Origin of the sequence: Desulfonatronovibrio magnus (genome assembly GCF_000934755.1) — a bacterium.
GTDB classification, from domain to species: domain Bacteria; phylum Desulfobacterota; class Desulfovibrionia; order Desulfovibrionales; family Desulfonatronovibrionaceae; genus Desulfonatronovibrio; species Desulfonatronovibrio magnus.
In genome coordinates this window covers 46,310-58,734 of sequence record NZ_JYNP01000037.1, presented here as the reverse complement: position 1 = coordinate 58,734, position 12,425 = coordinate 46,310, and the positions used below count along the sequence as shown (strand labels likewise).

Annotated in this window: 8 protein-coding genes; 3 read left to right on the top strand and 5 right to left on the bottom strand. The window is 46.8% G+C overall.

The window, feature by feature from the left end; all coding sequences use genetic code 11:
- Positions 1–154: 154 nt before the first annotated feature.
- The 5 genes from LZ23_RS05205 to LZ23_RS05185 form a co-directional block, all read right to left on the bottom strand.
- Complete coding sequence (locus tag LZ23_RS05205) at positions 155–883, bottom strand: heparan-alpha-glucosaminide N-acetyltransferase (protein WP_157493108.1); 729 nt, start codon at positions 881–883, stop codon at positions 155–157.
- A 1-nt stretch (position 884) separates the two neighbouring features.
- The gene (locus tag LZ23_RS05200) at positions 885–2,087 is read right to left on the bottom strand and encodes a type II secretion system F family protein (protein WP_045212197.1); all 1,203 of its coding nucleotides are present in this window, start codon (positions 2,085–2,087) and stop codon (positions 885–887) included.
- 79 nt (positions 2,088–2,166) lie between these two features.
- Positions 2,167–3,654: a GspE/PulE family protein gene (locus LZ23_RS05195; RefSeq protein ID WP_045212195.1), complete on the bottom strand. Its 1,488-nt coding sequence runs from the start codon at positions 3,652–3,654 to the stop codon at positions 2,167–2,169.
- Entirely contained in the window at positions 3,647–5,710 is a 2,064-nt protein-coding gene (locus tag LZ23_RS05190; RefSeq protein ID WP_045212193.1) for a secretin GspD/PilQ domain-containing protein, read from the bottom strand. Before LZ23_RS05190 ends, LZ23_RS05195 begins: the two co-directional genes overlap by 8 nt.
- Positions 5,711–5,868: 158 nt before the next feature.
- Entirely contained in the window at positions 5,869–6,666 is a 798-nt protein-coding gene (locus LZ23_RS05185) for a PDZ domain-containing protein (RefSeq protein WP_045212192.1), read from the bottom strand.
- 820 nt (positions 6,667–7,486) lie between these two features.
- On the opposite strand from LZ23_RS05185, the gene LZ23_RS05180 reads away from it, so the two are divergent.
- The 3 genes from LZ23_RS05180 to LZ23_RS05170 are packed head-to-tail and all read left to right on the top strand — an operon-like array spanning position 7,487 to position 12,420.
- On the top strand, positions 7,487–8,035 hold the full coding sequence (locus tag LZ23_RS05180; protein WP_045212190.1) for a hypothetical protein: 549 nt from the start codon (positions 7,487–7,489) through the stop codon (positions 8,033–8,035).
- 54 nt (positions 8,036–8,089) lie between these two features.
- Positions 8,090–9,340 (top strand): efflux RND transporter periplasmic adaptor subunit, encoded by a 1,251-nt coding sequence (locus LZ23_RS05175; RefSeq protein ID WP_052507132.1) that lies wholly within the window; start codon positions 8,090–8,092, stop codon positions 9,338–9,340.
- Positions 9,341–9,345: 5 nt separating this feature from the next.
- The gene (locus LZ23_RS05170) at positions 9,346–12,420 is read left to right on the top strand and encodes an efflux RND transporter permease subunit (RefSeq protein ID WP_045212208.1); all 3,075 of its coding nucleotides are present in this window, start codon (positions 9,346–9,348) and stop codon (positions 12,418–12,420) included.
- The last annotated feature ends 5 nt before the right edge of the window (positions 12,421–12,425 follow it).

The window sequence follows — 12,425 nt, the reverse complement described above, 5'->3', positions numbered from 1 at the left end:
CAGCCTTAACACGAGATTGCTTCGCTTCGCTCGCAACAAGGATTGCCGCGCTCGAAGACTCGCTCGCAATGACACCTGAGCTGTCAGGGATGTAGTTGCTCAAAACCTGTCATTGCTATGATGTCAAGCAGACAGCTGTGAAGCAGAGCTCAACTCAGAGAGAAAGCCTGCTCAAGGGGAACATAAATGCCATCAACAGAGGCTGGTGCAGAATATAAATGAGCAGGCTGTGCCTGCCTGCCAGGGTCAGGAGTTTGGCTGTTTTAGTAAGATATGACTTGCATAGAAACTTTTCAGATGAAGGATTTCGTAACAACAGGCACATACTGAAGGATCCAAGCAGGAATACCCCATGCCATGGTATAAGGGGCACATAATCCTCGGTAAAAGGTTTATGGGTTGCAAGTCCTATCCAGTTGATCCATTTGGGGTTGAAGGCTTCATGTTCAAAGGTCCATCCAAGAATGAGTATCAGAACACCGAGAAAAAAGCACAGCAGGCATTTACTTACCACGAAATAACTTAGTAATCTGGCCACGAGTATAAAGTGAAGGACCCCGAAATATATCCAGGAGTGTGGAAATATGGGATAGGTTGCTGCGCTTACAGCAACGGCACAAATGGCAAGCCATTTCTGTTTACGCAAGTGGGTTTTGAAGTCCGGCCGCTTTTTTGAAGCAATGAACAGGCTTGCACCGGCAATAAAAAGAAAAAGGCTGACAATAAAGTTACGAAGATTAATCCACAAGGCATCACTTTTGATATTAAGGTTTGCCAGTTGAAAAAACTCCAGATTATAGCAGAAATGGAAGGCCACCATCATGAAAATGGCAGATCCCCTGAGCATATCGAGCAGCTGATATCGTTTTTGGTGGTTATGCACTTTACAATCCGGAAGTAAGGTCGAATATGGGGCCCATGACGGCCAGAACAAACAAACCTACGATTATGCCCAGAGCAAGGATGACCATAGGCTCCAGAAGGCCTACAAATCTGCGTAAAGTATTGTCCACTTCCTTCTCAAGAATTCTGCTCACCCGGTCCAGGAACTCAGGAACCTTGCCGGCTCTCTGACCGGCGCTCAAGGCAGTGAGGTACATGTCTGGAAAGATGTCCTGTCTGGCAAGAACCTGCTCCAAGGGATTGCCTGCAGCCACTTCTGAGGATGCCTCGCTGATCTGTTTTTGGAAAAATAATGAGCCAGCCCCTTTGGAAGCACTGTTCATGGCCTGGACCAGAGATATGCCTGATTTAAGCTGAAATGACAGCAGGCTGGAAAAATCGGCCAGAATGGAGTTGCGGGCCAGGGGGATTTTCCAGATTAAACTGTCTCGCCTGAATTTCAGAGCCGGATATTTTCGAAAGCAGTACCGTATGATTAGAAAAAGACAGATAAAAGTCATAAAAAGAGGCAGGCCATAAGTGTCAAGCCAGTGGCCTGTACTTAGAAGCAGTCTTGTGCTAAGGGGAAGTTCCTGCTCTGTGGCAGAAAAAATCCCTGCCACACCGGGCAGTACTGCGGATAATAAAAAATATACAGCACCAATGCCTATAAGCACAACGATCATTGGATAAGACAGGGCAGTAATGAGCCTGCTTTTCATATCGTGCCGTTTTTCTTCATAAAAGGCCATTTTTTCAAGAATTTCGCCTAACTTGCCAGATTGCTCCGCTACCTGTATCATGCCGATATAAATTGATGGGAAAGTTTTGGGGTGGCGCATCAAGGCTTTTGAAAAAGAGGAACCTGATTCTACAGAATCCCTGATATCCAGCCATATTCGACCAGAACTGCCTTTATTCATGCGTCCCAGGATATCTAAGCTCTGGGCAAGTGAACCTCCTCCCAGAAGCATCATGCTCAGGTAGTAAAAGGCCTCATCCAGACGGATGCTGTTTTTAAATGGATTCAGTGTCTTAAGTTTCCATTTTCCACTTAGAACCTCTTCTCTGACCTGAGACAGACTTACAGGCGTAAGCTGCTGCTCCATGAGACGTCTGAAAGCAGAGTTCCGGCTGTCTGACTCTAAATATCCCTTTCTGGTTTTTCCCTGGGTGTCTAAGGCTTTATAGCTGTAAGTCGGCATATCAGTGAATTTGTCTGTGTTGCGATAAGTTCTGGCAGGTTATGAATCTGGTTTTTTGGAAAAAGCGTAGTGACCCGGACTAAAACCTTGTTACCCGCAGTACCTCTTCTATGGTTGTTTTGCCCTGGGAGACTACCTGAAGACCATGCTCCAGCATACCTGCATGTCCGGAAGAACGAATTTCGGCGCGTATTTCTTCCACAGTGCACTTTTTTATCATCATGCCGCGCAGATTTTCGGTGACCGGCATGATTTCAAAAACTCCCTGTCGTCCCTGAAATCCTGTCTGGCGGCACCTGGCACATCCCTGACCCACAACCTGGGTTGCCATGTGTATGTTCTGCCGCTCTAAGATGGACCTTGTTGCAGTGCTGATGCTGGTTTCAACAGAGCAGTGAAGGCAGTTCAGCCTGACAAGGCGCTGGCCCACGGCCATAATCATGGAAGATGCCAGTAAAAAAGGTTCAATGCCCATTTCCAGCAGCCTGGTTATGGCTGTTGGCGCATCATTGGTGTGCAGGGTAGTCAGGACAAGATGCCCGGTTAGAGAAGCCTGCACAGCAGTGGATGCAGTTTCATGGTCCCGAATTTCTCCTACAAGAATGATGTCCGGGTCCTGACGCAAAAAACCTCTGACAGCTTTGGCAAAGCTTACTCCGGCAGCCCGGTTGACCTGGACCTGGTTAACACCTGTTAGATGGTATTCCACAGGATCTTCCACGGTCATAATATTTATTTTGTCATTAATAACTTCAGAAAGTGCGGCATACAGGGTTGTAGTCTTGCCGCTTCCAGTGGGTCCTGTAACAAGGATAATGCCAAAAGGAGAAGACATGATGGAGCGTAAACTCTCGACATCAGTGCTCTGCAAGCCCAACTGGGAAAGGGAAAGGATATTTTTGGTCCGATCCAGGACACGCAGTACTGCCTTTTCACCGTTGAGAGTGGGCATGGTGGAAACCCGCAGATCAATTCTTTTATTTCCCACTAGAACATCAAACCTGCCGTCCTGAGGAGCTCTCGTCTCTGCAACATCCATTTTGCCCATGACCTTGATGCGGGCCAGAACTGTTGGCTGCACCCTCGTATCAAGTTTGCGCACTGTATGCAGCTCTCCATCCATGCGGAAGCGAATGGCAAAGTGTCTGTCATGGTTTTCAAAATGTATATCGCTGACTCCCTGGCTTATGGCCTGGTGCAGGGATTTGTTTACCAGACGGACAATGGGTGCGTCTTCGTAAGACCAGCCAAGCAGATCTCTGTCTGCTCCCTGAGAATCTATATTCTGATCGTCTTCGTGGGAATGGGAGTCGCTTTCCTCTTCCCATAAAGACAAGGCCTGTTCAAGGGCAGGATAGAATACTTCTTCGTCAGCTATACTTGTACGTATGTTTAAACCGAGTTTCCAGACGAGATGGTCCGCCTGGATAATGGCTTCAGGCGTTAGAAGCATGACATTAAGCACTCCGTTTTCAAGACTGACCGGAAGAAAGTGGTTACGCTGAGGAAATGCCAGGTAGGCATTTACGACTTTTTCAGGGAGTGAATTAAGATTGAAATCATTCATTACGGTCAATAAGAGGCTCTGGCAGATACATATTCATATCAATTTCATAGGATTGTCTTTGCTTTTCAGATCTTCCCCAGAACTCTCTTTCCAGAATTTCTTCATGTCTCTGTCTTGCCTGACGGACCTCATCCATGCGTTGTGAGGTGAGTTCATCAGCCTGCTCCAGGGTTTCAATTATGCGCGCGCTTAAAAAAACCATGAGAGTTGATTTGGGAGCAACAATCCTTTCCCTTCTGAACAGCCAGCCTATGCCGGGTGCTTTGGAAATGCCGGGTACTGCTCTGCGTGTCTGTGAAAAGGCATTTTCAATCAGACCTGAAATGACCATGGTGGAACCGCTGGGCAGCTGAACATTGGTTCTGGTATTGCGGTTCATGGTGATGGGGGCCAGATTGTCTGTGGCGTCAATGACGTTCTTGACCTCCTGTTGCACATCAAGGCGAATGACCCCGGATTCAGTATTAATAATGGGGGTGACCAGCAGTCTGATACCTACATCGCGATAGTCAAAACTCTGAATGACATTGTTGTTCTGGTCTACTCTTTCGCTTACGAGGTAAGGCCTGTTTTCACCAATAAAAATTTCTGCCTCGGAGTTGTCAAGAGTCATGATCTGAGGAGTTGACAGGATGTTGAAGTCAGTTGCTGTTTTGAGGAAGTTGACCAGGGCTCCGAGAGTGGAAAATTGTTTACCTGCATAGGTTATTGTGTTGCCAAGAGCTCCTACGGAAAATCCGCCAGGTGCCACAGGAGGAGCCGGCCTGGACAACAAAGGTCCCAGACGTGAATCAGGAGCGACAAAGCCTCCTGTGACTATGCCGTCAGCCCCTCCGCCACCTGCAAGCCATTCCACCCCGAAATCCTGACTGTGCTCCAGAGTTGTTTCTACTATTAGGGCCTCCACAAATACTTGTGAAAGGGGACGGTCAATATGTTCCACGATGCGATCAACCTTGGAGACCATGCTTGGATCTGCCAGCACCAGCAGAGAATTTGTTTCCTTGTCAGGGGATACAACAAACATTCTGGTGCTAAGACGACCCTGGTCCCTGTCACGAGTGGCGTCCGGAGTACTTAAAAGCTCTCGCAGCACTTCAGAGGCAGTTTCAGCTCTGGCATTTTTTAAAGGATAGATGATAAGGCCTGTAGATCGCTCTGATATGCTATCTAAACTGTCAATCAAACCCTGGACAGTACTGATCTGGTCCCGGTCTCCAGCAACCATAAGAGAATTGGACCACTCTACAGGCAGGACAACAGGGGCTTCTCCCATGCGGCCTCGCTCTAAAAGGCCTTGATACAGTTCTACAATTTTAGATGCAGCGTTGACAGCGTCTGCCTGATCAAGGTGAATGAGCTCAGCTGTCCAGTCAGTTCCCAGACTTTGCAGAGTTGCAGCAATATCAGAGATTTTGTTAATGTTCTGTCTGGTGTCGCGTACAAGCACTGCTCTTGCCGGCGGAACCTCTTGAATAAGACCGTACCTGGAAATAAAAGGCTTCAAAAGTTCGGCTGCCTGACTGACAGGAGTATTCTTGCTCAGCTGGATGATTGTGGTTATAAGCTCTTGATTTTCTCCCGGACCGTGTGGGTATAAGAAGGGATCTGTTACACCCTGCACAATGGGGCCCGGCAAGATATATAAAATTTCGTCCCGGGAAATAAGTTCAAGATTGTTCCCAGCTAAAATGCTTTCAAACACAGCAAGCAGTTCCGGCTCACTCATGGGCTCGCTGGTGTGCATGGTGATGGTGGCTGCCGGTATATGGTCTTCCCTGAAAACAATGTTGCTGCCTGTGAATCTACTGATAAAGAGGATGAATTCTTTAAGAGCCATACCGTCAAGGTTGGCGGTCATCTCTCTGTTTTCCAGAGCTTCATCCCGGGCATGTGCATCTGCAGAAAAAACAGTCAAAGGTTCAAAGGGCAGTGTTGCCAACGCAAACCATAATAGCAGTATTAGAATGGCTTGTGACAGCGCCCGGAGTGAAAACAGGGACAATATTGTATGTTTCTGGCTGGAAGAAAACAGAACTGGTTTTTTCTTACGCATTTTTTACCATTTTATGTGTCGGAAGTTTCATGTCATACTTAATATTGGGGTTAAAACCCTGTTGTGACGGTTTGGCACGAGGGCTGTACCGGCTTCAGGACTGTCCCCAATTGACTTTTCTGAAACGCCTGATGCTCCCGGTTGCAGGCTCAGCCGCATTAGTTGATTTCGATGACAATGCTCATGTTGTCGCCCCGGCGCAAAATGTCCATGGTGACCAGAGAACTTTGGCTCAGGGAGGAGTATGCTCTTAAAAGTTCTGTTGGCCCACTGATCTGTCTACCATCAATTCTAAGCAGCACATCACCTCCGCGCAGACCAATTTTCTGCAGAATGGATCCAGGACGAATATTGCTGATCTCAAAACCTTTTGTTTGTCCCTGATGGGAATAAGGACTGAATCTGGCCATTTGCAGAAGAGAGTTGGGGTCATTTACTATGGGCGCTACATCCTGTCTGGTCATGGTTATCCGGTTAGATGAAGCCTGGCTTTGGCTGTTGGCAGTTCTCTGGCCTTGCTTTTCAATTTGTTGCCATAGGGCCAGGGTCCTGGTTTCACTGCCGGACTGCCATGTGCTTGAGTGGAAGTTTACGGCCACAAGACGCCATCCGTCAAGGGATTCACCAAGCGCAATGAGATGAGGCTGCTGCTGAACATTAACGAGAGCGAGTTTTTCATCTCCGTAAAATACTCCTGCCAGTCGCCAGTCTGAAGGGTCTGATTCCGATTGCACCTTAAGTGGTCTGGGTGATACGTCGGGTATCTCAAGACGAAGAAGGTTGGTGGAAAGAATGACGCCTTCCATGGATGGTTCTGAATCCTGCAGGGGCGCACTTTGCTCCTGCAAACCTGGAATTACTGGACTCACTGACCTGAACTGTACGTAGCCTGATATGAGATAGGCTATGCCAAGTCCGAGGAAAAGAGGCCATAAGGATATCAGTCTTGCTATCATAAAGTCTGTTTAATGGTTAGTAACTTACCGTTTCAATCCTGTAGAAAATAACAAGAAAGTTTTTTTAACCTTGAAAGAGCAATAATGCCCAGGAACCTTATTCTTCAGCCTTCAGTCTGAAAAGTACGGTTATCACCCCAACTTAACGATTCGTGTTTAAATTGAGTTGTGGGCACAGCCCGCATTAGTATCTGAATTACTGAGTGAAAATTAACGCCACTGGCTTCCAGGTTACAGTATGAGCATCATTAATAGTACACTGAAACATATATTTACAAAATGCCAAATTTTTTAAATATCGCTGTAGTATTACAGAGATTATAAAATTAATTGTGTTGACCCGGATTGAGGGATAATTTATCAGCCCATTCAAAGAATAAGTTCTTAATAATTACTTGGAGCAAGATATCACCATAGCGACGCTTTTTTATGCTGGAAGGGGACTTGCTCTTTTGCCGCCAAATAGTCTGCCTGTTTTACGGTTTGAGATCGGCAAAAGTGCCTGCACCCTCTCTCGTACACAGGGGCAAATTTTTACCTGGACAAGTATTTTTAGAGTGAAAAAGTCTGTGACAGCTAATTCTTTTTAATGTAGTTTTTTGTCTTAAGCAAGAGCGCTTTGCATGAACCAGTGAAATCTGTTAAGCATTGCTCTTTGACTTTGCTGTTCATTTTTTTTGTTTTCTGCTGCAGGATTGAAGCGGTAAGTCTAATAATAACCACATCAGTTCAACTATTTGCATAGATAATGCTTTGTGTTTGGAGTTAAACTTGACACGACAAAAGCGCTGAGCTGATACACTTTCAAAAGGAGGAAATAATGAGGTCCAACGAATTTATACTTTATAGTGGCGGGGCAAAGGGTGCTGAAGCCTGTTTTTGCGAACTGGCGGAAAAACATGGTTTTGACGAGGTTAACTATAGCTTTGAAGGCCACACCATCGAAAGAACCAGAGGAGTCAGATATCTGACCAGCGAGGAACTTGCCAGAAAAGACGTGAGCATTACATATGTTTCCGGTCTCATGAGCAGAACTTATTCTCGGGCTCCAATATTCCGCAAGGTGCTGCAGACAATATGCTGGCAGGTTTCCAGCGGTATGGAAATATTTGTTGTAGGTCAGATCCAGGATGACAAAACTGTCAAAGGAGGAACCGGGTGGGGTGCTGAGTACGCCAAAATCTGTAACAAACCTTTATATGTCTTTGATCAGGTCAAAGAAAACTGGTTCAGATGGAATGAAGGAGAATGGGCTGAAATAAAGGAGCCGGTTATTTCTAAAAATCATTTTACAGGTACAGGCACCAGATTTCTTGAGTCCAACGGCAAAGAGGCGCTCAAAGAGTTGTTTAAAAGATCATTTGCTTAAGCCGCTGTTGGTAAGACAGGGGGAAGGGTCAACTCGTGCTGGAGAATAAATGTTATGAGTACAGAAACTCAATACAGGTCCGATGAAAGGAGCACCACCCGGAAGGTGATGCTCAAGCTTTTTGGTCCGTGGACCTTTTTTATTATAATTTTAAGTGTGGCCGGATATTTTTTCATGCAGACCATGGGGCAGGAGGAAGAAGAGGTGCAAGCACCTCAACGCCCTCCTGCTGCTGTGGAAACTGCAAATGTTATTGAGGTTACACTGAGTGAAACTGTTCGCGGCATCGGCACATTGAGGCCTGCTCAAAGAGTTGAGATTAAACCGGAAACTGGAGGCAGGATAGGTTCGATACACTTTCAGGAGGGCAGCTTCGTAGAGCAGGATCAGATACTTTTTTCTATAGAGGAGCAAAGGCAGGTGCAGCGCTTGACCTCCAATGAGGCGGCCCTTGAAGAAGCAAAGGCCAGGAAAGAGAATCTGCGGCGCAACTATGAACGTTTTGCCAGTCTTTTTGAAGAAAATTTAATTGCTGAAGATAAATTTGACAGTGTGAAGACAGACCTGGAATCAGTGACCGCTGAAGTCAGGCGCTTGTCGGCTCAGGTGGCTCTGGCAAGAGAAGACCTTTCTGATACTGTGATCAGGTCACCTTTTTCAGGTTATATTTCCAGGCGTCTGGTTGATACTGGAGCATATGTTTCCTCCGGGCAGGTACTGGCTTCCATGTACCAGACCTGTCCCTTAGAAATTTCAGTTATGATTCCAGAACTTTATATACCGAGAGTAGCTGCTGGTCAGAAGATTCATGTCCAGGTCTCAGCTCATCCGGATCAGAAGTTTTCCGGCCATGTTACTTTTATAAGCCCCACAGTTGACGAATCAACCCGTAGTTTTGAGATCAAGGCATCCATACCCAACCTTGAAAATATGTTGAGGCCCGGCTCTTTCGCTTCGGCCCAGCTTATACTGGGATACAGACATGATACCAGGATAATTCCGGAAAGATCTCTTGTGGCTACAAGAGAGGGTTATCTGGTTTTTGTGGTGGTAAATGATCAGGAGGTTGTTGAAAGCAGAAATATTGAAATCGGGATGCGCAGGCCGGGTCTGGTAGAAATTGTCAAAGGCCTTGAGGTTGGAGAAGAGGTTGTGGTGGCCGGGCATATGAATCTCAATGACGGCGCTGCAGTCAACATTGTGAAGCAATTGGGAAGTGACTGGGCAGAGCTTGATGAACCCACTGCTCCCGGCTCGTCCGGCAGTGATCACATTGTGACCGATCAAGCTGTTGACGGAGGTTGATACAGGTGATCTGGAATTTTTGTATTCGCAGGCCGGTGATGACCATTGTCATCTTCATGGTTTTCGCAATTTTTGGAGCATATGGCTATTTACAAATGCCTGTTCAGGAAAATCCTGATGTTGAATTTCCTGTGATCAGTGTGACTGTTGTATTGCCCGGTGCAGCCCCGGAAATCATCGAACAGGAAATCATCGACCCCCTTGAAGCTGAGATCAATGCCATTGAAGGTCTCAAGGACATTACATCAACTGCAAGCGACGGCCTGGGCCAGGTGGTGGCTGAATTTGAATTATGGCGCAACCAGGATCTTGCTGCTCAGGATGTGCGTGATGCAGTGGAGCGGGCCAGAAGGATGCTCCCTCAGGATGCTGAATCACCTATTGTGCGCAAGCTTGACCTGGATTCACAGGCCATCATGTGGATAGCTCTGGTGGGAGATGAGCGCTGGGATGAGATCAGGCTCAGTGAATACGCGGATAATATACTAAAGCCCCAGTTGGAAACTCTACGCGGCGTGGGCCAGATCATGGTGGGCGGAGCCAGGAATTATGCTGTTAGAATCATAATTGATACTGAACGCCTCGCTGCTTATGATCTTGTTATTGATGATGTGGTTAATACCATACGAAGTGAAAACGTAGATATTCCCTCAGGCCGTATTGAAGGAGTGTCGAGAGAATTCTTGATCAGAACTAAAGGGCAATTTTCGGAAGCGGAGCCCTTTAATGATTTGATTATAGCATACAGGGACGGTTCTCCTGTTCGACTGTCTGATGTTGGGCAGGCTGTTGACGGTGTTGAAAGTGACCGGCAGATTGCCAGATTTTCAGGCGAGCCGTCTGTGGGGCTGGGTGTTGTAAAGCAGACCGGTGCCAATACTGTTGAGCTTGCCGAACTTGTCAGGTCCAGGGTCAAGGAGCTCGCTCCGGGATTTCCTCCCGGGCTTGAATATCGACAGGCTATGGACGCATCCATTTATATCAAGGAAAACATCAATGACCTGCAGACGACGATTCTTATTGCGGCTTTTCTCGTGGTCTTTGTTGTCCTGGCATTCTTGCGCAGCTTAAGAGGAACCATAGTGGTAGCTCTGGCCATTCCGACCTCTCTTCTCATTGGCCTGGCTTTTATCAATATAATGGGCTTCAGCATCAATGTTTTAACCATGCTGGCTCTGATTCTGGTTATAGGCATTGTAGTAGATGATGCCATTGTTGTGCTGGAAAGAAGTTTTTATCATATGGAAAATGGTGCTTCGGCTGTTCCTGCTGCGAGAGTGGGTACCACGGAAGTTGCTTTTCCTGCGCTGGCCAACTCGCTTTCTCTTGCAGCTGTGTTTATTCCAGTTGCCTTTACAGGGGGAATAATAGGGCGTTTCTTTTTTGAATTCGGGCTTACCGTAGCTGTCACAGTATTTGCTTCAACGTTTGTCGCCCTGACTCTTACCCCAATGCTCTGCTCAAGGCTGCTGAAATATCAGAAGCGAAAAAGTTTTCTTTACCAAATGTCGGAACGGCACCTGAAAAATTTTGAGAGAGCTTATGTATGGGTCCTCAGGGGGGCCTTCAAGCGAAGGGGGCTTGTGGTAGCTGTGGCCATTTTTGCCTTTTTTCTGGGCATTGCCGCATTGATGAGCATCCCTCAGGAGTTTCAGGCTGATGAGGACAGATCAAGATTCATGCTTGTTTTTGAAACCCCGGAAGGCTCAACAATCAGGGAGACAGATGCTTTTGCAGCCAAGATTGAAAAGGCCCTTGCTGATGACCCTAATATCAGTCATCAATTTCTTGCAGTAGGACTTGGCCCGGCCGGACCGGGACAGCCCAATAGAGGGATAGCTTTTGTAACCCTGACTCCGCGACAGGATAGGGAAAAGCATCAAAGTGAGGTAATGCAGAATTTTCGGGGTGTCATGGCCCAAATCCCGGATGGACGGGCTTTTGTGCTGGAATTGACACCTGGTGGAGTTGGGGGCTCGCCAATTGAAGTTGTGTTAAAGAACCCTGATCTGTACGAACTGGATGAGCTGCAAAATGAAATAATGGGGTGGATGCGTTCCCGCCCGGAATGGTTTGTAGGGGTCAGGACCAACCTTGAGCTGAACAAGCCTCAGATCGATGTTTCCATAGACAGACAAAGAGCGGCCGAGATGGGTGTATCTGTTTCAGGTATATCCAATACATTACGCTACATCCTGGGAGAAGTGGACATATCCAAGATTGAACGTCTCTCGGAAAGATATGATGTTATTACAGAGGCCAAGGGCAGGGGCAGTATGACCCCGGATTTCCTCAGAAGTATATATGTCAAAAATAATGATGGCAGCCTGATATCTTTAGAAAGCTTAGTAACCATAGAAGAGACTGTCGGGCCCAGTCAAATTCATCGTTTCAACAGGATGCGCTCAGCAACCATTTCTTCATCCATTCCACCGGGAGTGGCCATGGGTGATGCAGTAAATCTTCTTGAAGAGCATCTGCAAACAGAGCTGCCACCTCAGGCTGAGTTTGAAATGGCAGGTATGTCGCAGGTTTTTGAAGAGTCATTCTATTACCTGACCATTACAATTATCTTTTCCATTATTTTTATTTATCTTGTGCTTTCTGCTCAATTTGAGTCTTTTGTGTATCCGCTGACCATTATGACTTCTCTGCCCCTTGCAACGGTTGGTGCTTTTGGATCATTATGGCTCATGGGAATGAACTTTAATGTTTACGCTTTTATCGGGTTGATCATGCTCATGGGGTTGGTTACGAAAAATGCGATCCTGCTCATTGACTATACCAATGTACTTGTGGCCAGGGGCAGAAAACCCATGGAAGCTGCTCAGGAGGCTGCGCGGGAAAGATTCAGACCTGTCCTGATGACTGCCTTTTCAACCATTCTGGGTATGATGCCTATTGCGCTGGGATTCGGTACAGGCGGTGAAGCCAGGTCTCCCCTTGGCATTTCCATTGTTGCCGGGCTTTTCACTTCAACCGCTTTGACTCTGATAGTCATTCCAGTTGTTTACACCTTGTATGACCAGTTACAGAGCTTTATCCTCAGACTCTGGGGGGTAGAGGCAAAAAACGTCTGACAAGT

Coding starts and splice junctions, on each gene's coding strand:
- LZ23_RS05200 (WP_045212197.1), bottom strand. CDS start 2,087: ATGCCGACTTACAGCTATAAAGCCTTAGACACCCAGGGAAAAACCAGA.
- LZ23_RS05195 (WP_045212195.1), bottom strand. CDS start 3,654: ATGAATGATTTCAATCTTAATTCACTCCCTGAAAAAGTCGTAAATGCC.
- LZ23_RS05190 (WP_045212193.1), bottom strand. CDS start 5,710: ATGCGTAAGAAAAAACCAGTTCTGTTTTCTTCCAGCCAGAAACATACA.
- LZ23_RS05185 (WP_045212192.1), bottom strand. CDS start 6,666: ATGATAGCAAGACTGATATCCTTATGGCCTCTTTTCCTCGGACTTGGC.
- LZ23_RS05180 (WP_045212190.1), top strand. CDS start 7,487: ATGAGGTCCAACGAATTTATACTTTATAGTGGCGGGGCAAAGGGTGCT.
- LZ23_RS05175 (WP_052507132.1), top strand. CDS start 8,090: ATGAGTACAGAAACTCAATACAGGTCCGATGAAAGGAGCACCACCCGG.